This is a genomic window from Plantactinospora sp. KLBMP9567 (assembly GCF_033446045.1).
Lineage (GTDB): Bacteria > Actinomycetota > Actinomycetes > Mycobacteriales > Micromonosporaceae > Plantactinospora.
Genome location: NZ_JAWQRR010000051.1, coordinates 44,337 through 69,996, shown reverse-complemented (window position 1 = coordinate 69,996; position 25,660 = coordinate 44,337). Strand labels below are relative to the sequence as shown.

General features: G+C 71.2%; 25 protein-coding genes and 1 pseudogene. 17 read left to right on the top strand and 9 right to left on the bottom strand.

Translation table 11 applies throughout. From position 1 onward, the window contains the following. Positions 1–54: 54 nt before the first annotated feature. From R6Y94_RS37735 to R6Y94_RS37700, 8 genes are read left to right on the top strand one after another with little or no spacing between them, the layout of a single operon-like run. The gene (locus R6Y94_RS37735; RefSeq protein ID WP_318401385.1) at positions 55–990 is read left to right on the top strand and encodes a 3-oxoacyl-[acyl-carrier-protein] synthase III C-terminal domain-containing protein; all 936 of its coding nucleotides are present in this window, start codon (positions 55–57) and stop codon (positions 988–990) included. Between the two features lie 11 nt (positions 991–1,001). Continuing rightward, positions 1,002–2,387, top strand: a complete 1,386-nt coding sequence (locus R6Y94_RS37730) for a hypothetical protein (protein WP_318401383.1) — start codon at positions 1,002–1,004, stop codon at positions 2,385–2,387. Next, positions 2,377–3,690, top strand: coding sequence for a type III PLP-dependent enzyme (locus R6Y94_RS37725; protein WP_318401382.1), 1,314 nt, complete (start codon positions 2,377–2,379; stop codon positions 3,688–3,690). The genes R6Y94_RS37730 and R6Y94_RS37725 overlap by 11 nt, the downstream gene beginning before the upstream one ends. Next, positions 3,687–3,935, top strand: a complete 249-nt coding sequence (locus tag R6Y94_RS37720) for an acyl carrier protein (RefSeq protein WP_318401380.1) — start codon at positions 3,687–3,689, stop codon at positions 3,933–3,935. The genes R6Y94_RS37725 and R6Y94_RS37720 overlap by 4 nt, the downstream gene beginning before the upstream one ends. A gap of 6 nt (positions 3,936–3,941) precedes the next feature. Beyond that, positions 3,942–4,802, top strand: a complete 861-nt coding sequence (locus tag R6Y94_RS37715; protein WP_318401378.1) for a hypothetical protein — start codon at positions 3,942–3,944, stop codon at positions 4,800–4,802. Continuing rightward, a complete protein-coding gene (locus tag R6Y94_RS37710; protein ID WP_318401376.1) occupies positions 4,799–5,449 on the top strand; it encodes an acyl-CoA dehydrogenase family protein in 651 nt (216 codons plus the stop codon). The genes R6Y94_RS37715 and R6Y94_RS37710 overlap by 4 nt, the downstream gene beginning before the upstream one ends. Continuing rightward, complete coding sequence (locus R6Y94_RS37705) at positions 5,446–6,606, top strand: acyl-CoA dehydrogenase family protein (protein ID WP_318401375.1); 1,161 nt, start codon at positions 5,446–5,448, stop codon at positions 6,604–6,606. Before R6Y94_RS37710 ends, R6Y94_RS37705 begins: the two co-directional genes overlap by 4 nt. Continuing rightward, positions 6,597–7,277, top strand: a complete 681-nt coding sequence (locus tag R6Y94_RS37700; RefSeq protein WP_318401373.1) for a 4'-phosphopantetheinyl transferase family protein — start codon at positions 6,597–6,599, stop codon at positions 7,275–7,277. Before R6Y94_RS37705 ends, R6Y94_RS37700 begins: the two co-directional genes overlap by 10 nt. On the opposite strand, the gene R6Y94_RS37695 is transcribed toward R6Y94_RS37700, so the two are convergent. After that, positions 7,254–8,282 (bottom strand): methionyl-tRNA formyltransferase, encoded by a 1,029-nt coding sequence (locus tag R6Y94_RS37695; protein WP_318401371.1) that lies wholly within the window; start codon positions 8,280–8,282, stop codon positions 7,254–7,256. The genes R6Y94_RS37700 and R6Y94_RS37695 overlap by 24 nt on opposite strands. Positions 8,283–8,892: 610 nt before the next feature. Here R6Y94_RS37695 and R6Y94_RS37690 point away from each other — a divergent pair. Further along, the gene (locus tag R6Y94_RS37690) at positions 8,893–9,498 is read left to right on the top strand and encodes a helix-turn-helix transcriptional regulator (protein WP_318401370.1); all 606 of its coding nucleotides are present in this window, start codon (positions 8,893–8,895) and stop codon (positions 9,496–9,498) included. Positions 9,499–9,516: 18 nt separating this feature from the next. Next, positions 9,517–10,176, top strand: a complete 660-nt coding sequence (locus R6Y94_RS37685) for a cyclase family protein (protein ID WP_318401368.1) — start codon at positions 9,517–9,519, stop codon at positions 10,174–10,176. A gap of 29 nt (positions 10,177–10,205) precedes the next feature. Here the strand turns inward: R6Y94_RS37685 and R6Y94_RS37680 are convergent, their stop codons facing one another. After that, positions 10,206–11,972 (bottom strand): condensation domain-containing protein, encoded by a 1,767-nt coding sequence (locus R6Y94_RS37680; protein WP_318401366.1) that lies wholly within the window; start codon positions 11,970–11,972, stop codon positions 10,206–10,208. A 402-nt stretch (positions 11,973–12,374) separates the two neighbouring features. Between R6Y94_RS37680 and R6Y94_RS37675 the strand changes: the two genes are divergently transcribed. After that, complete coding sequence (locus R6Y94_RS37675) at positions 12,375–13,112, top strand: class I SAM-dependent methyltransferase (RefSeq protein WP_318401364.1); 738 nt, start codon at positions 12,375–12,377, stop codon at positions 13,110–13,112. Between the two features lie 41 nt (positions 13,113–13,153). Here the strand turns inward: R6Y94_RS37675 and R6Y94_RS37670 are convergent, their stop codons facing one another. The 5 genes from R6Y94_RS37670 to R6Y94_RS37650 form a co-directional block, all read right to left on the bottom strand. Further along, on the bottom strand, positions 13,154–14,377 hold the full coding sequence (locus R6Y94_RS37670) for an argininosuccinate synthase domain-containing protein (RefSeq protein ID WP_318401362.1): 1,224 nt from the start codon (positions 14,375–14,377) through the stop codon (positions 13,154–13,156). Continuing rightward, positions 14,377–15,417, bottom strand: coding sequence for a TauD/TfdA family dioxygenase (locus R6Y94_RS37665; protein ID WP_318401360.1), 1,041 nt, complete (start codon positions 15,415–15,417; stop codon positions 14,377–14,379). Before R6Y94_RS37665 ends, R6Y94_RS37670 begins: the two co-directional genes overlap by 1 nt. 107 nt (positions 15,418–15,524) lie before the next feature. Continuing rightward, positions 15,525–16,331 (bottom strand): ABC transporter permease, encoded by an 807-nt coding sequence (locus R6Y94_RS37660; RefSeq protein ID WP_318401359.1) that lies wholly within the window; start codon positions 16,329–16,331, stop codon positions 15,525–15,527. Between the two features lie 16 nt (positions 16,332–16,347). After that, positions 16,348–17,106 (bottom strand): ABC transporter permease, encoded by a 759-nt coding sequence (locus R6Y94_RS37655; RefSeq protein WP_318401357.1) that lies wholly within the window; start codon positions 17,104–17,106, stop codon positions 16,348–16,350. A gap of 3 nt (positions 17,107–17,109) precedes the next feature. Next, entirely contained in the window at positions 17,110–18,036 is a 927-nt protein-coding gene (locus tag R6Y94_RS37650; RefSeq protein WP_318401355.1) for an ABC transporter ATP-binding protein, read from the bottom strand. A gap of 508 nt (positions 18,037–18,544) precedes the next feature. Between R6Y94_RS37650 and R6Y94_RS37645 the strand changes: the two genes are divergently transcribed. From R6Y94_RS37645 to R6Y94_RS37635, 3 genes are all read left to right on the top strand, one after another. Next, the gene (locus R6Y94_RS37645) at positions 18,545–19,360 is read left to right on the top strand and encodes a phytanoyl-CoA dioxygenase family protein (RefSeq protein ID WP_318401353.1); all 816 of its coding nucleotides are present in this window, start codon (positions 18,545–18,547) and stop codon (positions 19,358–19,360) included. Positions 19,361–19,387: 27 nt separating this feature from the next. After that, positions 19,388–20,797 carry a hypothetical protein gene (locus tag R6Y94_RS37640; protein ID WP_318401351.1) on the top strand — a complete coding sequence of 470 codons (1,410 nt, stop codon included), beginning with the start codon at positions 19,388–19,390 and terminating at the stop codon, positions 20,795–20,797. A 72-nt stretch (positions 20,798–20,869) separates the two neighbouring features. Further along, positions 20,870–21,043, top strand: coding sequence for a hypothetical protein (locus R6Y94_RS37635; RefSeq protein ID WP_318401350.1), 174 nt, complete (start codon positions 20,870–20,872; stop codon positions 21,041–21,043). 371 nt (positions 21,044–21,414) lie between these two features. On the opposite strand, the gene R6Y94_RS37630 is transcribed toward R6Y94_RS37635, so the two are convergent. Then, positions 21,415–22,794 carry a hypothetical protein gene (locus R6Y94_RS37630; protein WP_318401348.1) on the bottom strand — a complete coding sequence of 460 codons (1,380 nt, stop codon included), beginning with the start codon at positions 22,792–22,794 and terminating at the stop codon, positions 21,415–21,417. A gap of 161 nt (positions 22,795–22,955) precedes the next feature. Between R6Y94_RS37630 and R6Y94_RS37625 the strand changes: the two genes are divergently transcribed. From R6Y94_RS37625 to R6Y94_RS37615, 3 genes and pseudogenes are all read left to right on the top strand, one after another. Then, positions 22,956–23,786, top strand: coding sequence for a helix-turn-helix transcriptional regulator (locus R6Y94_RS37625; protein WP_318401346.1), 831 nt, complete (start codon positions 22,956–22,958; stop codon positions 23,784–23,786). A 49-nt stretch (positions 23,787–23,835) separates the two neighbouring features. After that, the gene (locus tag R6Y94_RS37620; RefSeq protein ID WP_318401344.1) at positions 23,836–24,021 is read left to right on the top strand and encodes a hypothetical protein; all 186 of its coding nucleotides are present in this window, start codon (positions 23,836–23,838) and stop codon (positions 24,019–24,021) included. Then, a pseudogene (locus R6Y94_RS37615) lies at positions 24,002–24,480 on the top strand (DDE-type integrase/transposase/recombinase); the annotation flags it as partial. The gene R6Y94_RS37620 and the pseudogene R6Y94_RS37615, both read left to right, overlap by 20 nt. A gap of 436 nt (positions 24,481–24,916) precedes the next feature. On the opposite strand, the gene R6Y94_RS37610 reads toward R6Y94_RS37615, so the two are convergent. After that, positions 24,917–25,576, bottom strand: a complete 660-nt coding sequence (locus tag R6Y94_RS37610) for a TetR/AcrR family transcriptional regulator (RefSeq protein WP_318401343.1) — start codon at positions 25,574–25,576, stop codon at positions 24,917–24,919. Between the last annotated feature and the right edge of the window lie 84 nt (positions 25,577–25,660).

Below are 25,660 nucleotides of genomic sequence, written 5' to 3'. Positions count from 1 at the left end.
CAGGTCGGCCGGGTCGCAAGCTCGGACTGCGATGCGGCTCATGGGGAGGACAAGTTGACGTCTCTCGCGGCGATGGCACACTACCTGCCTCGGACCAGGCTGCCGGTCGGTACGTACCTGAAGTCGCACGGCTTCACCGACGCGGAGATCGATATCTATCGGCGGTACTTCGGGTTCGACGAGGTGCGCTTCGACGCCGACGAGACCTGGCTGGACCAGGCGTTCGCGGCCGCCCAGCGGCTGACCGGGCTGCGCGCGGCCGAACCCCGGATCCGGTACCTGATCCAGGCCCGGACGATGCCGGTGGCGACCGTCGCGCCGGCGAATCCCCTGCACCGCCTGCGCGACATGTTGGGACTCCGTCACGCCGCCGCGTTCTGCGTCAACCAGCACGCGTGCGCCTCCGGCCTGCTCGCGGTGAGCCTGGCGGGAAAGCTCCTCGCCCGGGACGGCGATCCGGACGCGCTGGCGCTGGTTTTCGTCGGCGAGAAGTCCTTCACGGCGACGCCGGACTACATCGCGCAGACCGGCGTGATGGGGGAGGGCGTGGCCGCGGTCCTCGTCCAGCCGAGCGGGCAACGCGATCGGATGCTGGGCTACGCGAACCGGATGAGCGGCATGTCGACGCTGGAGGACCTCAAGAACGGCGTCGGCGGGGAACGGTACCGCGACATCTACGCCGACGGCCTCGCCGCGGTGATCCGGGGTGCGGTCGAGCGGGCCGGCCTCACCGTCGACGACGTCGACATGATCCTGCCGCACAACGCCAACCGGCTCTCCTGGGCCCGCGTGCTCAAGAAGCTGGGCATCCGCGGCACGGACCGGCTGTTCCTCGACACGCTGCCGCGACTCGGCCACTGCTTCGGCGCCGACGCGTTCATCAACTACGAGACGGCCCGCGCCCAGGGCCGGATCCGCCCCGGGGATCACTACGTCATGACGGCGGTCGGCCTGTGCGCCACGTTCTCCGCCATGGTCTTCGAGCACTAGGCGATCGACGGATGCGTGTGGAGCCCAGCAGCCTGGACCGGTGGCGGACGGCACTCACCGGCTCACCCGGGGGCCAACTCGTCCTGCTCGGCAACTTCGAGGTCGAGGACCGGTGGGGCGCGGAGGAGCCCGGGGTGTCGCGGCTGTCGCCCCGGCGCAGTCGCGCGGTGGAGAACCGGATGGACGAGTTCACCCTCCTCCTGGCCGGCCCGGACGACCTGGTCATCCTGAAGGAGGCGCCCGATCCCGGCTACCTGCGGTACCTCGCCGAGCTGGGCGTCGACCCGCCACACGTCTGCGTGCCGAGCCGGCAGGACCCGGAGGAGATCGTCACCGACGACGTGTTGCAGGACCCCCGGCTGGTAAAGGAGCTGTCCAGCGTGGCGCGACCGGGAGCGCACCTGTGGCCGCACGGCGTCTCCGAGACTGAGGAGCGGCTCGCCGAGCTTTCCGGCCTGCCGCTGGCAGCGCCCCCGACGACGGTCTGCAAGCGCGTCAACAGCAAGATCTACAGTAGGCGCGCCGCCGAGACGCTCGGACTGCGGCAGCCGGACGGGGTCGCGTGCACCAGCGTCGAGGAGTTCGCCGACGCGCTACCGGTCGGCCGGCGGTGGCTGGCGGACGGCGGGCGGTGCGCGGTCAAGGACGCCTACGGCGTCTCGGGCAAGGGGATCGTCCTGGTGGATGACGAGCGACAGCTCGACCAGATCCACCGGATGATGGTACGCCGGGCGGACCGCACCGGGCAGCACCGGCTCGGCGTGGTGCTGGAGCGCTGGGTGCCGAAGTCGGCCGACCTCAACTACCAGTTCACGATCGGCCGCGAGGGCGGTGTCCACCTCGACTTCGTCCGCGAGGCCGTCACCGAGCGCGGCGTGCATGTCGGACACCGGATCCCGGCCCGGCTCACCCCGGCGCAGCTCGACCGGGTCCGGGAGGCGACCCAGCTCCTCGGCGGCCGGCTCGCCGCCGACGGCTACTTCGGACTGGCCGGCGTCGACGCGCTGGTGGACCCGGACGGCGACCTGTACCCGGTCATCGAGATCAACGCCCGCAACAACATGTCCACCTACCAGGAGCCAGTCCGGGAACGGTTCGTCCCGGCGGAGGGCGCGGCGCTGGCCACCCGGTATCCGGTGCGGCTCACCCGGCCGCTGCCGTTCGCCGGCCTCCGCCGGCTGCTCGCCGGGCTGCTGTTCCAGCGGCCGGGGGACGACGGGCTGCTGGTCAACAATTTCGCCACCGTCAACGCGGGCCGCGGGACGGCCGGCGAACCCTTCGGCGGCCGCCTGCACGGGATCGTCGTGGCCGGTTCACCGGAGCGGGCGGCCGACATCGACCGGGAGATCAGGTCCCGGCTGACCGCACTCGACCGTGAGGGCGACCATGTCCAGTGAGCTCCGGATCGGCGGCGTCGCGGTCAGCGAGCTGGCCGACGCGTTCGGCACCCCGCTGTTCGCCTACGACGGCGACGTCCTGACGGCGCAGTTCCGCGACCTGCGCGACAGCCTGCACCCGGCGCTGGAGATATTCTTCTCGCTCAAGTCCAACCCCAACGTGGCGATCTGCGCCCTGCTGCGCTCGCTCGGCGCCCGGGCGGAGGTGTCCTCACTCGCCGAGCTGATCACGGCGCGCCGCGCAGGCGTACCGCCCGCCGACATCGTCTTCCCGGGGCCGGGCAAGGACGTGACGGAGCTGGCCGCCTGCCTCGACCAGCGCGTCCATGCGATCATCTGCGAGTCACTGGACGAGCTGCGCCTCGTCGACTTCCTGGCCCGGGAGCGCGGCCGGGTCGCCCGGGTGGCGCTGCGGGTGAACCCCAGCTTCACGGTCACCGGTTCCAAGCTCACCATGGGCGGCCGCAGCCGGCAGTTCGGCATCGACGAGCGGACCCTCCTCGACGCTCCGGAGGCGGTCCGGTCGGCGCACGTCCACGTCGTCGGCGTGCACATCTACATGGGTACCCGGATCCTGGACGAGCCGGCGATCGTGCGGAACACCGAGCACATCTTCGAGACCGCGGACCGGCTCGCGCGCGTCCTGGGCTTCCCGCTGGAGCTGGTCGACATTGGCGGCGGGCTCGGCGTCGCCTACTTCGACGGTGAACGTGACCTCGACCGGCAGGTGCTGACGGATGCGCTCAACCCGGTCGTCGACCGCTTCGCCGCGACCCACCCGCGGACCCGGCTCGTCATGGAGCTGGGCCGGTACCTGACGGCGCCGGCCGGCACCTACATCACCCGGGTCCGCTACGTGAAGTCGTCGATGGGGGAGCGGTACGCGGTGGTGGACGGCGGTACCCATCAGCACATGGCGGCGGTAGGCCTCGGCTCCTTCGTCAAGCGCAACTTCCCGATGCGCCTGCTCAACCGGCTGGACGAGGAGCCGGACGGCGCCTGGCACGTCGCCGGGCCGCTCTGCACGCCCAACGATGTCCTCGGCAAGGCCGTCCCGATGCCGGCGCCGCGGGCCGGCGACCTGGTCGGGGTGCTGCGCTCCGGCGCCTACGGTCCCACCGCGTCTCCGGTCCTGTTCCTCGGCCACGGCTACCCGGCCGAGGTGCTGGTGCACGGCGGGCGGGCACACCTGGTCCGGGCCCGGGACGGCGCCGGCGACGTGCTGCGCGGCCAGCTCCTGCCGGAGTTCCTCCAACCCGACGACGACAGCGTGATGAGCGAGAGGACGGGAGTCAGCCAATGAACGCCAAGGTAACCGAGAACCTCGTCGACGTCCTGGCCGAGATGGTCGACCGAGAGCCCGGTTCCATCTCGATGGAGACGCGGTTCTTCGAGGACATGGGCTTTGACTCGACCAGCATCCTGGTGCTGCTGATGCACATCGAGAACAACCTCGGCGTCCAGTTCGACCCGGACCTGCTGGAGCCGGACGACCTGGAGACGGTGGGCGCGCTGGTCGACTTCATCAACCGGCAGCCGGAGCGCTAGACCGCCATGTACCTCACCTCCGCGCCCGACCTCCACGGCACCAGGCGGTCCGGCTGGCAGCACCTGCGGCTCGGCCTGACCCTGATCCACCACCGGTTCTTCGCGGCGGACGGGGCGAGCTACAGCGCCGCCGACCGGACGTACTTCAGCGACCTGCTGGCCCTGCACCGCGTCCCGTACCGGCCGGAGATGCTCAGCGGTACCCGGACCACGTTCCGCGACATGATGGAGGGCCTGCTGCCGGCCCTGAGCCGCTTCGGGGGTGACCTCGGCGTCGCGGTGCAGGTCTCCAGTACGCCGGACGCGGAACCGGGGTGGCCGATGCCCTACCTGTCCGCCTCGGCCGCGCAGTCCAACCTGCTGTTCGCCCTCGCCGACCAGGGGCCCACCGCCCCGTTCACCGCGATGCGGGTGGCGGCGGACGTCGCCGAGCTCGACGGTGCCGGCCGGTCGGTGGTCGTGGTCATGGACCAGGCGGCGGTGCAGCACGGCGAGCCGATCCCGGAGCGGCTCCGGGCAACGCGGAACTCGGCCGTCGCGCTGGTGTTCGACGAGACGGCGGCGCAGGGCCGGGTGGCGGTCCAGCACCTCAGCGGGGCCGCCCCGGCGGAGGTGGCCGGCATCCTGGCGCGCGAGCTGGCGGCCACGCCGTCGACCGTCGTCTGCGGACCGGCGCTGGCCCGCCACTGCGGCACGACCGACGTGTACGTCGCGGAGCCGGGGTTGCCGTGCACCGGCGTGTGGGCGACGCTCGCCGCCCACCTCGACCAGCTCCGCGCGGCCGGCACCCGGACGGTGGTCTGCGACTACGACGAGGAGCTGGGCTACCTCGGGCTGTGTGCGGTCGACTGGGCCGTCCCGCGATGATTCCGCCCGTCGGAGCGGAGCTGCGTGACGTGGCCCGGGCCCAGGGTCCGGTGCCGGCGCTCACCCGCCTCTACACACGGGTCGGCCGGGACGCCGTGCACGGCGGGCCGCGCGGCCACGCGATCGTCCCGTCCACCGTGCTGGCGCGGGCCACCCAGGTCTGTCTCGGCGGTGTGCTCCGGGACCGGGTGCCGGCCACCGAGCGGCTCCTGCCCCTGCAGGGCGGCCCGGACGGCGGCGAGGTACGGGCCGTTCGGCTTCGCGCCGGGGCCCCTCCGTGTCCGGCCTTCCTCACCGGCCTCACCTGGGTGCGCTTCGGGTTGTCCAGGGGACTGCTCGACGCCACCGTCCGGCACGCGCGCACCCGGACGGTGTCCGGGGGGCCGCTGCTGCACCAGCAGCTCGTCAAGGGAACGCTGGCCGACGTCCTCGTCGAGCTGCTCGCCGTCGAGAGCGTCCTGCACGGCGAGCCGACCGGGGTGGCCCTGCGGGAGCTGCACGACCAGATCACCCGGGCCGACCGGATGCTGCTGCGGTTGCTGGGTGCGCGGGGATTCGTCACGGCGGGGCCGGGGTCCGCGTCCTACCTGTCGGAGTTGCTCGCCGACGCGTACGTGCCGGGCCGCGACGAGGAGCTCGTGGCGTGATCGTACTCGATGGCGCGCTGCTCGCCCTGCAACGCCATGCCCGTGGGTGGGCGGCCGAGATGGCGCCGTACTCGGCGGAGGTCGACCGGGACCCGGCGGCCGTGACGCGGCACCGGGACCTGCCGGTGTACGCCCGGATGGCCACCCTGCAGGTCCCGGAGAAGTACAACTCCGCGCCGCTCGTCGTCGACGGACACCGCTACTACCTGGTGAGTGCGCTGGAGCAGGTGCTGCACGCGGAGGAGTGCGCCGCGGTCGACCTTGGCATGACCCTCGGTGCGCCCGGCGCGCCGATGGCGGGAGCGACGGTCGCGATGCTTGGTGACGACAGGCAGCAGGAGTGGTTCTACGGCCGCCTGCTGGAGCGGGTGACGTGGAGCTTCTTCGCGCTCACCGAGCCGCACGGCGGATCGGACGCCGCGGCCACCAAGACGTCGCTGCGGGCCAGGGACGACGGCGAGGTCCTGACGCTCGACGGCGCCAAGCGCTACGTGACCAACTCGGTACGGGCGCGGCTCGGTGTGGTGTTCGCCCGCGCCGGAGCCGGGCCGCTCGCGCTCAGCGCGGCGCTGCTGGAGCTTCCCACGCCCGGGTACACCGCGGAGCCGATCCCGACCATCGGCCTGCGCGGAGCGCAGCTCGGCGCCATCACGTTCGACGCGGTCGAGGTGCCGCCGGACCGGGTGCTCGGCCGCCACCTGCCACCCATTCGGCGGGGCATGCTGGGCTGGCTGTCTACATTGCACAAGCTGCGTCCGGTGGCGGCCGCGATGGCGGTCGGCGTGGCCCGGGCCGCCTACGAGTACGTCGTCGCCAACCGGCGCGACCCGAGTGCGGCGGAACGACTGGAGCTGGATCGGATACGCCGGCGCATCGAGGGGGTCCGGCAGCTCACCTGGCGGGCGGCCGCGGCGGTCGACCGCGACCCGGCCGACGGCGCGCTCGGTTCGGCCGCCAAGGTCCGGGCCGTCCGGCTGGCGGAGGAGACGACGCTGGCGGCGTTGGGGTTCTTCGGCACCGGAGCGCGCCTCGACCACCCGGCCCTCGACAAGCTGGCCCGCGACGCGTGTGGGGTCGAGTACATGGAGGGGACCGGCAACGTCCAGCGGCTCGGCCTGTTCGGCAGCCTCACCCGCAACGAGGTGCGGTGGAGCTGACCGGTGACACCGTCGACGTCTGGCGGGTCGACCTGAGGGCCCCGCCGGCGACGGTCCGGTTCCTGGAACGGACCCTCGACGGCGACGAGCGGGAGCGGATGCACCGCCGGGGCGATCCGTCGCTGCGCCGCCGGTACACCGTCGCGCACGGGGCGAAGCGCTGTGTCGTGGCCGGCTACACGGGGGCGGCCCCGGCCGAGCTCCGCTGGCGGCGCGGCCGGTACGGCAAGCCGGAGCTGTGCGGCCGGCGCCCGGTCCGGACCAGCCTGACGCACGCGGGCGACCTCGCCCTGGTCGCGGTGAGCGCCGTCCGGGACGTCGGTGTCGACGTGGAACAGCCACGTGACGCGGAGACCGCCGTGCGGCTCGCCGACCGGTACTTCCCGGCGGCCGAGGCGCGGCTGGTGCGCGGCGCCGAACCGGCCGACCGGGCGGCGCTCTTCGCCCGGCTCTGGACCCGGAAGGAGGCCTGCGTCAAGGCGACTGGTGGGAAGCTTGCCCACGGCCTGCGCCTCCCGGTTGCCGCCGGCGATCCACCCCTGCTGACCGTACGGGACCTGTCGCTGCCCGCGCGCTGGGTGGCGGCCGTGGCGTTGCGCGGGGACGCGCCCTTCACGGCGGTGGTCCACGACTGGGCCGAGATCGCGTCAACCGTGGGATGCCAGGCCTGAACCGACCGGCCCGCCGGCATCGTCGGGCTCGACTGCCAGAACCAGGCCGGCAAGGTCCTCGTCGACGACCCGCAGCGCCAGCGCCCCGTCGCCGACCGCCACGTGCAGCCACCGGCCGTCGGCGCCGAGGACGGCTCCGGGCGGCGCCGGGCTGTCGGCGGGCAGCTCGCGGCAGGTGTCGACGCGCAGGTGTCGAGCCCCGAGGGCCAGGAAGGCACGCGGGTAGGGCGCGGACAGCGCGCGTACGAACGCCGCGACGGAGCGGCGGGGGGCGGTCGGGTCGATCCGGCTGTCCGCCGGTGTGCGTCGGGGCCAGGTGGTGGCGAGCGTCGGGTCCTGCGGGTGCCCGACCACGCGCCGCTCCGCCATCAGGTCGGCGATGTGCCGGCCCGCGTGGTAGTGGGCGTCGGCGAACCGCAGGAACAGCGACGACGCCGTCTCCGTGTCGCGGACGTCGACGTGCCGCTGCGCGATGACGGCGCCGGAGTCCACGGTGTCCTCCAGGAAGAACGTCGTCAACGCCGTGTGCCGGAGGCCCTTGATGAGGGTCCAGGGGATCGGTGCCCGACCCCGACCCTCGGGCAGTGGGGACGGGTGCATGCCCACCGCGCCGAAGCGGGGCGTGTTCCGGGGTTCCTCCACGGCCCCCCAGAGGCTCCGTGGGAGGTCGAGCACCTGCGGGGCGACGATCCGGGACCAGCCGACGACGAGGATGAAGCGCGGGGACACCTCGCGCAGCCAGTCGGCGAGGCTGAGCAGCGACCCGTCGACGGTCTGCCGCACCTCGACGTCGTGCCACCCGGCGAGTTCCTCCAGCCCGCCGTATCCGACGGTCCTGTCCTGCCTGCTCGCGCCGAGCTGCACGGCCCCGGCCCACTGGAGGTGGCCGGCGAGGAAGGCCGAGGACGTCACCATGCCCTCGACGGCTCGGCGGCCGAAGGTGTGGCCGGTGACGAAGACGAATTTGGTCGGCGCTGTGAGAGGGGTCGATGCGGTGTCATTCACGTCGAGTGCCTCCGCTGTCAGGATTTCACCGGCGTCGGCCAGGTGACGTACGCGCGTCCTGGAGTCCGGGAAAGGAGCGACCACAGTAGAGGATGATTCCTGATTCTACACCGCGTCCTGGTGCTGTGTATATGGATAGGGGCCTTTCGTGCGTCCCCATGTCACGCACCCGGCGGGCCGATGTGGTCGTGACTCCGTATTGAAGCCGATGTGAAGTCGCTGTGACGTACTGTCTGGCATGTACGACCAGCGGCCCGCCCGCCGCCGTTGGCGATGATGCACGAGAAACGGGGAGGTAATAGAGGGTGGTGAACGCGCGTCGCCGTGCTCGGCGCGCGTATTTTTGGTCGCACTCGCCGCGACCGGCCGCGGGTTATCCAGGCTCATCGTGGGGCCCGCAATGGCGTGTTTCCCACCTGGTGGGCGAATGGCGGCGGCCATTGTCTCGGCGGTTTCCTAGTCCGGGCACCGAGCGCGCAGGACCGCTGTTCCACCATCTGACCTGGGGAGTGAGATGCAGCCAAATCCGGGGAGTGAGATTCAGCTAAGAGTCGCCATCTACGCGCGGAGACTCGTTCTGGGACTGGGCGTGGGCGCTCTGGTCTCCGCGGTGTCCTCCGTCCAAGCGGTGCACAACTGCGACAGCTGGGAACGGGTCGAGTCGCTGCTGCGCGGAGGTGACGTCAACGTGCTGATCCTGCACGAGTCGGAGGCGTCCGCGCTGACCGACGACGCCGTGGCCCTGGTCAGCCGGAGCGTGAAGGTCCTCGTGCTGTTCGACGACTGTCACGCGACGCGGGTGTTCGAACGCGGGCTGGTGCCGGACGGCCTGCTGATGGCGGACGACCTGACGGAGAGGTCGATGACCGACGCGCTCCGGCGCGTCGCGGCCGGCGAGATCCCGATGCCGACCGGCCTGACCAGAGAGCTGATCGAGCGGGCCAGCGGACCGCCCCCGCGCCCGCGGCGGCGGGGCGGCGGCCACATCCTGACACCCCGGGAGATGGAGACGCTCGCGCTGCTCGCGGAGGGGTTGGGCAACAAGCAGATCGCGCGCCGGCTGCACATCTCCAGCCACGGGGTGAAACGTATCGTGGCGAGCCTGCTGCTGAAGCTGGGATCACCGAACCGGACGACCGCGGTGGTGACCGCCGTCCAGATGGGTCTCATCAAGATCGAGCCCGAGATCCGGTCCGGTCTGGACAAGACCGCATGAGGCGAGGAGCGTTGCACCATGCTGGCTGACCTTTCGCACGAGGTCGTCGACGGCATGACCACCTACCCGGGCATCCCCGCGCCGCGACTGCGGGTCGTCGTGGCGCGCGAGACGTCCGTGACCCGGTTGCGCGGCGGCGCGTCGTTCGAGATCGAGGAGGTTGCGCTCGTCGGCAACACCGGAACCTACGTCGACGCGCCCTACCACTACTACCCGGACCGCGCCGATGTCGCCGGGCTGGCTCTCGAACGGCTCGTCAACGTGCCGATCGTCGTGGTGCGGTCGGTCGACCGGCGATCGGTGACGGCCGCGGCGCTCGGGGATCCCGACCTGTTGCGGGGTCGGGCGGTCCTCCTGCACACCGGCTGGGACCGGCACTGGGGGACCGACCGCTACCTCGACACCGACTGCTCGCATCTGACCGCGGACGCCGTCGCCCTGCTGGTCCGGGCGGGCGCCGCGGTCGTCGGGATCGACTCCCTCAACATCGACGACCCGACCGACCTGCGGCGGCCGGCACACGCCGGGCTCCTCGGTGCCGAGATCCCGATCATCGAGCACCTGACCAACCTCGGGGCCGTGCCCGACACCGGGGCGTGTCTGACCGCGCTTCCCGCGCCGGTCCGGGGGATGGCGTCGTTCCCGGTCCGCGCAGTGGCGACCTGGCACGACGACTGAGTTGACCGGGGCGCGGCGGCCGGCCGCGGCTACCGGTCGGCGCGCCCCGTGCCCGTGGCCCGCACCGGCTGCCGCCGCCAGGCGTCCCAGTCGTCGCGGTCCTCCGGGACATCCGCGCAGATCACGTACGTGTGCGGGGTCATCGCCCCCGGCCGGTCCTCCAGCGCGGCCACGCAGGCGCTGTGCACCGCCTGCGGGGTCCACGAACCATCACCCAGGTAGCCGATCAGGCGGTGTCCGAGCCGCGGGTCCGGAACGGCCGCGACGAAGGAGTCGTCCCCGACCACGTCGGCGAGCAGCCGACGGGCGCAGGACAGCGGGACCCAGCCGGAGTCGACGGGGTACCAGTCGTCGCCCTGTACCCGGGGGGCCAGGCCGGTCACCGACCGGACGTCACACAGCTCCAGGTCGTCGTCGCCGGCCGCCACGAGCAGGGCCTCGAAGGCGTGGGCCAGGGCGACCGTCTCGGCCGCCGTGAAGCACCGGGGATCGGCCCAGAACGCCGCCGTCAGCTCGTGGTCGAGGCGGTAGAGGTCGACGGAGAGGCGCGATACGCTGGGCTCGGCCTCCAGCCAGCAGTTGCCCGCGCCTGGCGACACCCGGGCCCATGCGCCGTCGGCGGCCCCGGTGGCGCGGTCGGCGGCGACGACGGGCGTGCCGACCAGGCCGTACCGCTCCGGCAGTGAGGCCTCGCCGGGGCGAGCGGTCGCCGAGCCGACTCCGCTCAGGTCGTTGAAGACGAGCTCGCGGGCATGGGCGTGCAGGCCACGTTCGGTCGCGACCGTCTCGTAGAGCCGCCAGAGCTCGTCCGTGTCGAACCACCCGTGCCAGTACCCCCGGATCGACTCCCGCCGGACGGCCCGGGCCGCGGCGTCGAAGGTCGGCGTTCCGCGCAGGTCCACCCGGGTGAAGCAGTCCGAACCGAGTTGCCCGACATAGTCGCGCGTTTGCGGCAGGAAGCGGTTGGCGGACGGCATCGTGACCGGGCACACCGGCTGCCCCACGTAGTCGGCCACCAGCACGACCAGCGCGGTCAACGCGACGGCCGACCTGCTCGCCCCGATCCGCCGGGAGGCCCGGTCGAGGGCCTTGGCGGCGGCCGCGGACCGGACCAGCAGCCCGGGATGCAGCCGCCCGTCCTCCTCCGGCCACCGTTGCGGGAACAGCGAGTGGGGCGTCGTGCGCAGCTGTGTCTCCCAGTACCGCAGACTCGTCCGCAGCCGGTTCCGCATCGCGGCACCGTTCTCGACCGTCAGGAAGTCGAGCGGTTGCGGCCCGGGCGCTGACAGTGGCTGGCCCGTGAGCAGCTTCTCCAGCTCGCCGGCGACGATGGTCAGCGCGGCCAGGTCCGCAGCCACGTGCGACAGCGCCAGGACCACGTGGCTGAGCACACCGTCGGCCGACACCGCGGCGACCCGGAAGGGAAGCTCCTGCTCCGCGTCCGTGAACGGGCTGTCCCAGTGGATGCGGCGTACGTCCTCCAGCAGCTGCGGCGTGATCGGCGGGGCGACCTCGACCACGCTCATGACCAGCTCGCCGGCCTCCGCGACGACCTGCGAGGGCACGTCACCGACCCGGTACGTCGTCCGCAGCGACTCGTGGCGGGCCAGCAGCACGCGGACGGCCGCCGAGACGTCGGCCGGCTCCGTTCCCCGGGGCACGGGGAGCACGGCGTCCAGGCAGACCGGTGTCCCGGTCAGCATCACCCGGAGCAGGTTCGCCTGTCCCCGGGTGAGCGGACCGGCGCGGGTGGGAAGGCCGGAGAACCGGATCGGGACGTGCTGAACGGGGAACATGGCTCCGGCTCCTCCTCCGCCGCGGATCGGGTGTCCCGGCGGGCGGTCCACCGACCGGCGCGCGGCGGTCGCGTGCCGGCGCAGCGCCGTGCTGCCCTCACCGGCCGACGTGCACCAGTCAAGCCGCGACGGCCGCGCCGCACCATCCGTCCGTCCGGCTACGGCCGTCCGGGCAGCCCGTCCGCGCGCTCGTCCGGACCCTGCCGGGTCGGGAACGGGAGCAGTAGTTTCGCAGCAGCGGCCGTACACACTGAACCTTTTCCAACCTCACCTTGCGGTCCGTCGGAGCGCGAGGTCGGACGCGGTGTGTGAGTGCTGCGCGGTTCAGGGTGAAAGAGGTTCACTGGATGGCCGGGATCCCCTGCGGGTGAGCCCGGTCGGCGACGTCTGGGGGCAACCGGGATGACCGTCGACGCGGAGCTTGTGGCCGAGGTGGGCGCGGGCATCACCGGCGACGTCCCGGGCTGGTTCTCCGACACTGACCAGGACCTGTTCGAGTGGTTCCTCGACTCGGGCCGGCCCGAGGCGCCCGGCGACATCGTGGAGCTCGGCACCTACCTCGGCCGCAGCGCGGTCCACCTCGGTCGGTTCACGCGCCCCGGCGAGCGCCTGGTCGTGTGCGACCTGTTCGAGCAGGCCGGCTCGACCCGGTCGATCCTGCCCAGCGCCCGGGAGTTCTACGAGCCGCTGCGGCGTGAGCAGTTCGAGGCGAACTACCTCAGATACCACAGCGCGCTGCCGTCCATCGTGGAGGGCCTGAGCTCCACGATCCTCGACCACGTCCGCGCCGGGTCCTGTCGCTTCGTACACATCGACGCGTCGCACCGGTACGACGATGTCCGGGCCGACCTGCTGGCGGCCCGGGTGATGCTCGGTCCCGGAGGCGTGGTCGCGGTCGACGACTACCGGACCGCACACACCCCGGGGGTCGCGGCGGCGGTCTGGGAGGCCGTCCTCACCGGTGGGCTGCGCCCGGTCTGCCTGAGCGCGGACAAGTTCTACGGCGTGTGGGACGGCGCCGACGAACTGCGGGGGGCGCTGCTGGCGGCACTGGCCCGGCGACGCGACCGGTACGCCGTCGACGAACAGGACGTGCTCGGGCACCGCCTGGCCCGGGTCGTACGGCGCGGCGAGGCCTGAACGTCGGGCAGCGGTCGAGGCATGCCCGCGCCCCTGGCGGATCAGGGGGCGGAGCGGTCCGTGCCGCCGCGGGTACGGTCCGCGAGCGTGGTTAGGGTCAACCAGGGACCGTACGAGAAGGATCCCATCCAGTCGTGGAATTCGTCGCCGAGCCGCGCGTAGTACAGGCCGTTGGGTGACATGAGCCGGAGCAGGGTCACGGTGCCGGCGTGCAGCCGCATCCGGACCACGCCCTCCAGCGGGCGGTCCAGCTCCGCCAGACAGCGCGCCAGGCAGCCCGCGAGGTGGCCGAACCACCCGCCGTGCACCACCGTGGTGGTCCATTCGGCGGCGAGGCCGGCGCGGATGGTGTGTTCCCGCGCGCTGAACACGGCGTTGGCCAGGGCGCGGTGCGCGGCGGTGATGACGGCGGCCGCGGGTGACTCCCGGACCTCGTGGTTCTTCACTCCGAACGCGGTGTCCTCCAGACCGCTGAACCGACCGACCCCATGCTCGCCGCCCAGCTCGTTGAGCCGGGTCACCAGCTCGGCGAGGCCCAGCGCGGCGCCGTCGAGGCGGATCGGCAGACCGGCCCGGAACTCCAGGTCGAACTCGGCCGGGACGGCCGGACAGTCCGCGACGTTCCGGGTCAGCGTGAACACCGACTCGGTGAGGACGTTCTCCGGACTCTCCAGCGGCCCGCACTCGATCACCCGGGCCCACGGGTTCGCGTCGATGCTGTGGATCCCGGTGGCGTACTCGATGCCTGCCTCGCGCAGGCTCCGGACCTTCTCCTCCCGGGGGACGTCGGTGCCCAGGAACGGTGCGGCCACGTCCAGCCCCGGGGCCAGCGCGGCGATCGAGCGGGTCAGCCGGGCGGCGCTGTTCTGCATGTAGGTCGCCGTGTGGGCGACGCAGTCGCAACCCAGCTTCCGGGCGACCCGCACCGCGGTGCGCGCCATCAGCGGCCGGGACAGCGTGGATCCCACGGGAAACTGGCCCTGGTAGTAGGCGTCGGCGTGGATCGCGGCGGGCACGAACTCGGCGAAGAACTCGGCCGTGGCGTCGGCCCAACGTATAGCCACGCCCATCGACGCGGCATGCCGCGTCGCCTGATCCGCGTCGGGCTCGTCACCGAATCCGACGTGCAGCGCGGTGACGCGGATCCGCTGTTGCCGGAGCCAGCGCAACAGGTAGGTGCCGTCGACGCCGCCGGAATAGAGCAGCAGCAGGTGTCGCGGTGGCGTGCCGGCCAGGTCGTCGAGAGTGGTGACGAAGCGACCCATCAGGACCGCGTCTCCACCCGGGCGGGAGCCGCCGTCGCCGCCGGAGGCCACCCCGAGGTCTCGCCGGCCATCGTCGCCAGCGGGGCGCACACCGGCGAGCCGGCCGCCCGCAGGCCCCGCGAGGGGTGCAGGTCGGCGACCGCGAAGCACCGGCGCAACCACCGGTCGGTGCCGTCGTACCGGGCGGTGAAACCCGTGCGGCCGTGCACCGCAGCCCGGTTGTCCACCAGGAGCATGTCGCCCGGCATGAGCACGGTGCCGGTCAGGCAGTGGGCCATCGCCTCGCGCAGCTCGTCGAACGCCCGCTGCGCCTCCGCGGTCAGCGGCTCCGTCGCGTACATGTCGGTCACGAGCTCCGGCGAGGTTGCGGGGCCGGAGAGGACGGGCATCGCCGCCGAGTGTCTGGCCCGACCGGATCCGGTGAACGAGATGCTGTGCCGGATCCGGAACAGCGGTTGCCGGAGCGTCGCCACCGTTTCCTCGGCCAGCCAGGGGAGCACCCGTTGAGCAGCACACGTGATGGTGTACGGCGACGACGCGGGATCGCCGCGCATGCACAGCAGGGTGAGGAAGTCCGGCTTGAACGGGTGGAAGCCGTCCTCGGTGTGCAGTTCGAGGAACGTGCTGCCGCAGTTCTCCTGCCGTTGCTCGGCCCCCTTGACCGGCACGACGTCCTGGACGACCCGGCCGCCCTTCTCGTCGGCGTACGCGATGACCTCACCGAGCCGGGACACGACCATGAGCTGCGCGATGGTGGCCACCGGCACGCACCGCCAGTCCGACACGTCACCGCCGTCCGGCGTCGGCACCAGGCTGTCGTCTATGGGCACGTTCCGGATGCGGAGGGTGCCGAACGGGTTGCCGGAGCGCCGGAATCGGCTCAGCGCGCGCAACAGGCGCTCCGGAAGCGCCCCGGCGGCCACCTCCACGTCGGTCAGCAGCCGTTCGCTGTCCAGCGGTGCGTCGCCGACCTCGCCCGCGGAGCCGAGGCAGGTGCGGCGCATCCGGGCTGACTCGGCTGCCGTGAGCTCGATCGTCACCGTGGACATGGCTTCTCGGTCTATCGTCGTCGCTTCCATCCCAATCCTCGCGCTTCTCGACGTGAACGGGTTGAGACCCTGGGCATCGAGTTCCGGCCCGGGTGCGGTCAGTGCCGCAGCACCCGGTCGATCCGGCGGGTCGCGAAGTACAGCCCGAGCGGCACCATCGCGAGCAGGTACCCGACGTGGATCAGCAACCCCGGGTGCGGCGCACCGAGTGTCATGGCTCGTACCAGCTCGACCGCGTGGTAGAGCGGCGTCAGCTCGACGAGGCCCTGGACGACGAGCGGGTACTGGTCGACCGGCGAGAACGTGCCGGAGAACAGGAACAGCGTGACCTGGGCGGTGGTGACCAGCTCCAGGTCCTGCCAGCCGCGCAGCAGCGCCGCCACCGCCAGCCCCATCGCGCTGAACGACAGGCCGACCAGCACGGTGGCCGGCAGGGCGGCGAGCGCCCACCCGATGGTCGTCAGGTCCAGCGCCACCATCACGCCCAGGAAGAGCGCGCTGTAGAAGGCGGCCCGCACGGCGGCCCAGACGAGTTCCGCCGTGGCGATCTCCGACGGGCGGACAGTGGCCGCGAACGTCAGGTCGAAGACCCGCGCGTACTTCATCTTGCCGAAGAACGTGAATATCGCCTCGGAGAGGGCGCCGGACATCGCCGAGAAGGCGAGCATGCCCGGCCCGACGAACTCGGCGTAGCGGATGGCCTCGCCCCGGTACGACATCGGCCGTTCGATCAGCGCACCCACCCCGACGCCGATCGACAGGAGGTACAGCAGCGGTTCCACGATCCCGGAGAACAGGAGGACCCAGTACGACGGGCCCACCCGCATCGCCTTCACGTTCCGCTCGACCACCGCTCCCACCCGGCGCGGGAACGCCATTCTGGTCGGAATCATGAGAGTAACCATTTCGCTCCCTGCGGTCTCAGATCATCAGGCGCCGGCGGAAGGTCGTCTGTGCCACTGCCCAACCGAGCACCAACCAGCTCAGCAGGACTCCGATGTGGGCCACGCCCGGCCACGCCGTCGGCGTACCCAAAATCGCCGCCCGGTTCAGCTCCACGCCGTGCCACAGCGGCGACAGGTAGGCCAGCGGTCGCACGACGGCGGGCATCTGCTCGACCGGAAAGAAGACCCCGGAGAAGAGCGTCGCCGGGACGACGGCCAACCGAAACAACAGCGGGAAGTAGCTGTCGTTTCTGACGTGCGCGGAAAAGGCGGTGGTCGGCGCCGCCACGCTCACCGCGACGAGGCCGCAGATGAACGGGGTGAGGATCGTCCAGACGGATTTCAGGCCGCCGAACAGCAGGCCGACGATCAGGAACACCGTCACGGCTATCGCCAGCACGAAGAGCACGTACAGCAGCCAGGAGGCGATCATGTCGCGGATCCTGACCCTGGTGTTGCGCATGGTGAGGAATCCACCCGACCACTCGAACTCGGTGAGGATGCCGTAGGTGGACTCGCTGACGCCGATCTGGAAGGCCAGCATGGCCATCAGCCCGGGCAGGATCCAGTGCGTGTACCGGATCCCGTCGAAGTCGCCCACATAGGCGCCGACGCCGAGGCCGATGCTGACCAGGAAGAGGGTCGGCACGACGAAGAACGAGAAGACGGTCGCCCGCCAGAGCCGCCTGTACAGCAGCAGGTGCCGCTCGAGGACCGCGATTGTCGGGTGTGCCATCGGTTACTCCACCAGGGTCCGGCCGGTCAGCCGGAGGAAGACGTCCTCCAGGGTGGACCGGCGCGTCAGGACGCTCGACGGGGTCAGCCCGCGCCGGTGCACCTCGGTGATGATCCCGTCCTCGTCCGAGCCGTAGATGAGCAGCCGGTCCGGCAGCGCGTCCAGGTGGTCGCCGATGCCCTCGAGCTTGCCGCTGTAGGTGTTGGCCGCCTCGGTGCCGAACCGCAGCTCCACCACGACCGGGCTGGTGTGCTGGGCGATCAGCGCCCGGGGCGCGCCCTCGGCGACGATGGTGCCGCGGTCGAGGATGATGAGGCGGTCGCAGAGCTGTTCCGCCTCGTCCATGTAGTGGGTGCTCAGCAGCAGGGTGATGCCGCGCTGCTTGAGCCGGAACAGTCGTTCCCAGAGCAGGTGCCGGGCCTGGGGGTCGAGCCCGGTCGTCGGCTCGTCCAGTATGATCATTTCCGGGTCGTTCACCATCGTCCGGGCAATGGTCAGGCGCCTCTTCATGCCGCCGGACAGCGTTTCCACCCGGTCGTTCATGCGCTCCGACAGCTGTGCGAACTCCAGCAGTTCGGTCGCCCGCTGACGCGCGTCGACCCGGGATATGCCGAAATACCGCGCGTACGTGACCAGATTTTCCCGGACGGTCAGGTCGTGGTCGAGCCGATCGGACTGCGGACATATTCCGAGCCGGCCTCGTATGCGCACCTCGTCGGCGACCGGATCCATTCCTAACACCCGCAACTCGCCCGAGGTCGGCGGCGAGATGCAGCTGATGATGTGCATTATTGACGTTTTTCCCGCGCCGTTGGGTCCGAGTAGGCCAAAGGTCTCGCCCCGCGCCACCTCGAAATGCACGCCGTCGACCGCGATCAGGTCACCGAAGTGCTTCGTCAGCGCGGAGGCGAAAACAGCCGCTCCAGCCATGGCATCCTCCGATCTCCACCTTTCGGTATGCGAAGCAACGTTACTGGGCAGCCGTCAGAGCGGATAGGCTGCCGCGTTCGGAAATTCGACGAATTCCCATCGGGTCCCGCCGGTGCTCCACCGGCCGGGCTGACGTACGCCGATGTGAACGTCACCGCTGGTCGGGCCCGCTTTCTTCGTTCTGCCGCCGGCCCGGGCGGCGGTGCCGACCCTGGTGTCCGCCGGCGTCAACCGGCGGATCGTCGGGGCCGACCGATGGGCGTGACCCTGCTTCGAAAGACGTCAACGCGTCCTCCACCCGGGGTTCGCCCGGCGCGGTTGCGATGGGCTCGAAGGAGACTTTTCGGGAGGGTGCCGGCTTCGGACAATGCTCAGACGGCGCGGCACAATTGGGCTGGCCAATTGGACATAGCCCGACGGGGTCCGGTCCCGGCCGGCCGCGGTGAAGACTGTCTGGTGTCGTTGGCGAAGCGAGACGGCTTGTCCTGAACGCGGAGGGATTACTTCGATGAACGCAGTTGCTCCGCTGACCGGAGAACAGGTCCGGGCGTACGCCCGGGACGGGTATCTCCTGCTCGGGTCCGAGTTCCTGGCGCCGGACGTGCTGGCGGAGGTCAAGGGGGCGGTCCCGATGATGCTCGCGGAGGACGGGCCGCGCCGGGTGCTTGAGCGGGACGGTCGCACCGTGCGGTCGGTGTACGGCGTGCACCAGACCAACGACGTCGTGGCGCGGGTCAGCCGGCTGCCCCGGCTGCTGGGCGCCGTCCAACAGCTCATCGGCGACGGCGTCTACGTGCACCAGTCGAAGGTCAACGTGAAGGCGCCCTTCGCCGGCGACCAGTGGGAGTGGCACCAGGACTACATCAACTGGCTGCGCTGTGACGGCATCGACCGACCGGACCTGGTCAACGTCGCCGTCTTCCTGGACGAGGTGAACGAGTTCAACGGGCCGCTGACGTTCATCCGGGCATCGCACACCGAAGGCATCCTCGCCGGCAGCGACAACGACGGGATGCCGGCCGGCTACGAGGAAGCACCGTCCTGGACGGCCACGTTGACCGCCACCGAGAAATACCAGATCCGGCACGACGTCATCGCGGACCTGGCCAACCGTGGCGGACTGGTGAACGCGAAGGGGCCGGCGGGCTCCGTCCTGCTGTTCCACCCCAACGTCCTGCACGCCTCCGCACCGAACATCTCACCGTTCACGCGGGGGGTACTGCTGCTGGTCTACAACACGGTGCGGAACCCGCCCCGGGCGAGTGACCCACGGCCGGACTTTCTCGCCGCCCGGGACCTCGTCGCGCTGGCGCCGCTGCCGTGAGCGCGCGCCGGGTGCCCCGGAGGGTCGATGGCTGACGCGGTCGATCTTGTCCTGCCGAACATCGCCGAGTTCAACCTCCGGCACCCGTCACTGCGCTTCGACCCCGCGGCTGCGCAGGGGTTCGCCGGGACCGCCGCGACGCTTGCCGACCCGGCGGTGTTCTGGAGCGCCGGGCGCCGGATCGTGGTCCTGCCGCCGGGCTACGACGAGACCTGGTTCGCCGACGTGCACACGGCGTTGGGTACGGCCCTGCCGCCGGTGGTCAGCCCCGCCCACCGCAGCGGGCTCCTGGTCAGGGACCTGCTGCACGACGGTGCCGCGCTGGCCGCGCTGCGGGCGGCGGTTGCTCCGCGCCGGCTGGTCCGGCTGGTGTCCTGGGGCGCCACGCCCGAGCTGTACATTCTGGCCGCGACGCTGACCGGTTGGGGCAACGAGGTCGAACTCGACATTCCAGAGGAGGCCGACTACTGGTCGAGCCTGTACCTCGACTCCAAGGCGAGCTGCGTCGACCTCGCCGGATTCCTGCCCGAGCTCCGGGTGCCCCGCCCCATCACGGTCAACGACTGGGTGGAGCTGCGGGGCGCGATCCACGCCGTACACGCCACCGGGCGGCCCGCCGTCGTCCGGAGCATGTACGGCGCCGGCGGCGAGGGCTCGGTCCGGGTGCCCGCCGAGCGACGCGCGCTCGCGCGGTTCTGGTCCACCGCACACCGGGACCCCTTCTTCCGCTCCTTCCCGCTGCTGGTCCAGGAGTTCGTCGACCACGCCGCCGAGCAGAGCTGCCCGGCGGTGGACATGCTGCTCACCGCCGACGGGGTCGAGCGGATCGTCACCAGCGCGATGATCGTCGACGGGTTGCGGTGCGGCAGCGTCAACGTCGGCACCGGGGCGGTCGCGGCGGCGCCCGCCACCCGTATCGCGCGGCTCGCCGAACGGATCGGCCGGGCCGCGATCGACCTCGGCTTCCGCGGCTGGTTCTGCGTGGACTACCTGGTCGGCGCCGACGGCGAGGTCTACGTCACCGAGTTCAACGCCCGGCGCAGCGGCGCGATGGGCGCGATCACGCTGGCCGATCGCCCGGGGATGGCGGGGCTCGGCATGCACCTCAGCCTCGCGCTGCCGATCGGCGTCGGCCCAGGGCGGTCGTTGTCGTACCGCGCCGACATCAGGCCGCTGTTCCGGCGGCTGTGGGACGCGGGCGTGCGCGCGTACCCGACGACCGTGCGCGGGCTGTCCCAGGCCCGTCCCAACATCGGCGTGCTCGCCGCGGCGGAAACGGCCGCCGACGCCGAGCGGATCGTCACCGAGATCCGGACGACTCTGTCCGGGAAGTCCCGGGACGTCGGGTGCGGCGCCGGCCCGGCGGAGGTGGGCGGGGACCGGGCGCCGAGGTCCGCGGGTTCCGAACGCAGCCGCGGCACGTCCCTCGGCACCTGAGGCCCGGCCGCGTCCGCCGGCAGCGGCCGCCGGGCGCGGCCGGCCGGGACCGACCGAAACCTGACATTCGCCATGAGCACTGCGGACGGCCGCCGGCAACTGACCGTTTCCATCAACCCCTGGGGTGACGGCGACCTCGACGGGCCGCTGGCGGACCTGCTACTCGCGGCGTTCGCCGAGCCGGCGGCAGCCACCCGTGCCGGAACGCCGCTACGGATCACGTTCCCCGACCGGGTCACGGGATAGGCGTCGCGGCGGGGCGCTGGCGTCGGCCGGGGCTGGTGCGCCGGCGTGCAAGCTCACCGACGAGCAGATCCGCCAGCTCACTGCGGTGTTCGACGACGTTCTCCCGCAGGTGCGCCACGGTTCCGCGCCGTGCCGCCGAGGTCGAGGTAGGCCACCGGTCCGCTCGTCCAGCATTGCCAGCGAACCGGAGAGGCCCTTCGGGGAGGGGTTGACGTGGCTGTCCGGGCCCAGCAGTGCGGTGGCCACGAAGAGAATCCTCTGGGCCTCGGATGAAGGACCGGAGCCGCCCGTCGATCCGCTCATAGGTTTCCCAGGGGCGAATTTCTTTCCCCTCGGCACGGCCGGGGTAGAGAGCGTTCCGGCGGGACAGGTCAGGCGCCTGTCGGCTTGGGCCCGGTGTAGCGCAGAATCCACACCCCCTGGTTCTTGTCGGTGATGTAGATGTAGCCGCGGCGGTCCACCACGACATCCTCGGTCTGGAGTACGAGCTGGTCGGCGGGCAGCGGCCCGTACCGGCGGGTCGGCTCCGGCGGCAGGAAGTAGCCGACCTCGCGGACCAGCCGGTTGTTGGAGACGTCGTAGACGCGCAGCCCGGCGTTGAAGTGCGCCAGGTAGAACAGGCCGCCCTGCGGCTGCACGTCGGGGTGGTGCTGGTGGTGGTTCATGTTGTGCGGCCCGCGCCAGCCGCCTCGGGTGGCGAAGTCGGCGTACGGCGCCCCGGGCGGCGGCACCGGCTCGGGGAAGAGCGACAGCAGGTACGGGTTCGCCGGGTCGGAGATGTCGACGATCGACGCGTGGTGGGCCGGCCCCTCGGCGTAGGTGACGTTCTCGGAGTTGGCGAAGGCGATTCCCCGGTCCGGCACCGGCAGCACCCCGTGCACGCCGAACTGGGCGTGGAACGGCGGGCTGAAGGACAGGTGGCCGACCTGGCGTGGCCGGGACACGTCGGCGATGTCCAGGACGACGAGCCCGGCCCCGCCGTAGGGCAGGTAGGCATGGTTGCCGACCACGTAGGGCGGCCCGTGCAGCGAGACCTGGTGGCCCGAGGCGCAGCAGGGGTTCGGGCTGGTCAGGTGGCCGTCCTGGGCCGCCCGCGGCGTGCTCGGGGTCTCGGTCTCGTGCTGCCCCGGGACCCACCAGCGGCCGGCCTCGACCGGATTTGTCGGGTTGGCGATGTCGAGGATGACGTAGATGTTGCCGCGATAGCCCGGCATGCCGGCGGCCAGGTGCACGTACCGGCCGCCGGGGTAGAGGTTGCGGTGGGTGCCGGCGCCGCCGGTGCGGTAGTGGCCGAGCCGCCGGGGTCGTACCGGGTCGGCGATGTCCCAGAGGTAGACCCCGTCCGCGAACGGCGCCTCCGGGTCGCCGCCGAAATTGGGGAAGATCTGCTCCAGCGCCGTTACCATGAGGTCCCCGGAGAGATCGACCTGGAGGGTCCAGGTGTTCTCCGGCCCCGGCACGAAGGCGGCCACCTCGGGCCGGGCCGGCCGGGTGACGTCGAGGACGGTCCAGCCGGAGTGCCAGACGTGGCCCAGGTAGAGGTACCAGCGTCCGCGCTTCTGTCGTACGGCCATCTTGAAACCGGGTCGATGGTTGAGGTCGCTGTAGCCGACGACCTCGACGTTGCGGGCGTAGCCGCCGCCCGGCCGACCGATGGCGTCGGCGGAGGCGGCGCTCCCGGTACCCACCGCGCCCGCTACCGCCGCCGTACCGAGTAGGGCATGCCGCCGCGAAAACCGGTTTTCCGTCATACCGATCATGTTCGTTCGGTCCACGACTGCCGCCCAGGCCAGGTTCGTCCGTCGGACACTGCGACCCTGGGTTCCGCGGTACCACCCGGAGCGGTGCCGCGCACGGCACCGGCGGACGGAGTTGACGATCAAGCGGAGCGGATGTCCGTACAATCGGCGATATGCCGCACCGTGCCGATCTCGGCGGGTTTCTCAAGTCGTGCCGGGCACGGCTCGGACCGGTGGAGGTGGGGCTGCCCCCCGGTTCTGGGCAACGACGGGTCGTCGGGCTGCGCCGGGAGGAGCTGGCCCTGCTCGCGGGGATCAGCGTCGACTACTACGTCCGGCTGGAGCAGGGTCGCTGCGGCAGCGTCTCGGAGAGCGTGCTGGACGCGATCGCGGCCGCGCTCCGGCTGACCGAGGACGAGCGCGACCATCTGTACCGGCTCGCCCGGCCGGGCCAGCTCCGGCCCCGTCCACCCGTACCCCAACAGGTCCGCCCGGGGTTGCGCCAACTGGTCACGGCGGTCGGCGCCGCCACCCCCGCGTTCGTGCTGGGCAGGCGGATGGACATCCTGGCCTGGAACGAGCTGGCGTCTGCCCTCATCACCGACTTCGCCGCACTCGCGCCGTCCGAGCGGAACCTGGCGCGGCTCGTCCTGCTCGACGACAAGGTCAGCCGGCTCTATCCGGACCGGGAGCTGGTGGTCCGCAACAGTGTCGGTTTCCTCCGCCTCGACCTCGGCCGCCACCCGGACGACCCACGGTTGGCCGCGCTCGTCGACGACCTGTGCCAGCACAGTCCGGAGTTCCGCGAGCAGTGGCAGCTCCACACGGTGAGCCGGAAGCGGTACGGGGTCAAGCGGTTCGACCATCCGGTGGTCGGCCAGTTCGAACTCGACTACGAGTCCCTGTACCACCCGGACGACCAGGACCAACTGGTCATCGTCTACTCGGCGCCGCCCGGTTCCGCGGCGGAGGCGAAGCTCCGCGAGCTCGCCCGACGGCATTGACCAGGAGATCCACGCCCTACTGATCACCTGTCAGCTATTGCGCACCGCCATGGTCGACGCCACCGACAGCCAGCCCGGTCTCGATCCGGACCGGGCCAGCTTCACCACCGCCCTCACCACCGCCCGCGACCAGGTCGTGAACGCCGCCGGTGTCATCACCGACACCGTCATCGACCTGGTCGGTGGCATCGGCAAACGTGTCCTGGCGAACCTGCTGCCGGCACTCGCCTGGTGATCGGTGGTTTGTCGACGAGACGTACGTCAGGGTCAACGGGATGTGGCGGTACGTCTACCGGGCTGTTGACCAGCACGGGCAGGTGATCGACGTGCTCGTCTCGGCTCGCCGTGATGCCGCTGCGGCTCGGCGGTTCTTTCAACAGGCGCTGCGGGTGACTCCCATCGAGGTCGTCACTGACGCCGCCCCGGTCTACCCGGCGGTGCTCGATGACCTCGTCCCGTCGGCCTGGCATCACGTCGAGCGGTACGCCAACAATCCGATCGAGGCTGATCACAGCCAGCTGAAACACCGGTTACGACCGATGCGCGGGTTGCGCATCGACCAGACAGCACAAGTGATCATCGCAGGACACGCTTCATGCAGAACCTACGACGCGGCCACTACGAACTCACCGTCGATGCCCCGCCAGCCAAAAGGGTCGCTGCCGCGTTTACCGAGCTGGCCCACGCGATCTGACCGCCGGACCCGTAAGGTGTTCGGCATTCCCCTTGATCCCGTAACGCAACAGCGCTGCTCAGGCCAAGTGACAGGGTTTTGAACCCCACAGGCTGATCCGGGACGGGCAGCGGATCCGCGTGCATGGGACCGACGGGTACGTCGAGATCCTGTCTTGACCGACCACACCGAGAAGGCCCAGCCGGAGCTTCCGGCCAAAACAACGCCAGACAGCTGATCGAGGTAGTCGCGCAGCCTCTTCAGCGACCAGCAGGAGGACGGCCGGCCGAGGAAGCGGGGATCGCACCGGGCGATGACGCAGATCCAGGTTGTCGCCGAGCGTCCTCGGCGGAGGTACGGGCGGGCCGGGAAGCGCCGAACGCTACCAGGCCACGACGCCCTGGGTGCTCGGCCGGATGGTGTCGAGCCGCAACTTGCGGGATCACCGGATGCCGACCTATGCCGTCGGAGCGGCGAAGGCCCGGAGGAAGGTGTCGACTGCGGCCACGACGATTTCCCGCGATTCGCTGTCCGGCACCGGGCGGGTGCCGAACCGCGCGCGGATCTCCACCGGGCCGGTCAGCAGGCCGAAGAACTGTCTCGCGGCCTGGTCCGGATCGGTCAGGCGCAGCCGGCCGGCGAGTGAGAGCCGGGCGAACCGGTCGGCGAGTGCCCGGGCGACGGTGGCTGAGCCGTCCACCGGCTCGAGGTCGACGAGGTCGGGGAAACGGGCGATCTCGGCGTAGAGCAGCCGGCGCAGCGACCACGACCGCTCGTCACAGTAGACCCGCAGCAGTTCGTGGGCCACGTCTTCGAGCGTCGTGCGCAGGTCCTCGTGGCGCTCGGCGAGCCGTTCGACCGCGGCCAGGTTCTCCGCCGTCAGGCTCTCGGCCGCCGCCTCGATCGCGTGCCGGAACAGGTTGGCCTTGTCGGTCAGGTGGTTGTAGACCGTGGGCTTGGCGACACCGGCCTCGTTGGCGATCTCGTTGACGCACGCCTGCGCGTAGCCCTGACGGGAGAACACGGTGAAGGCGGCGTCCAGGATGGCTCGCCGTTTGTCGATGCGTCCACGTGGAGCCTTCCGTTCGGAAGTCGCCAGGGCCCTCGCGTCGGTCACGCGGGTAGCGTACCTGCAGCTTTCGTACTGAACAATCTGGTTCAGTTGTGTGAACGAGCTTGTTTGGTACCCGGTGGAGCATTA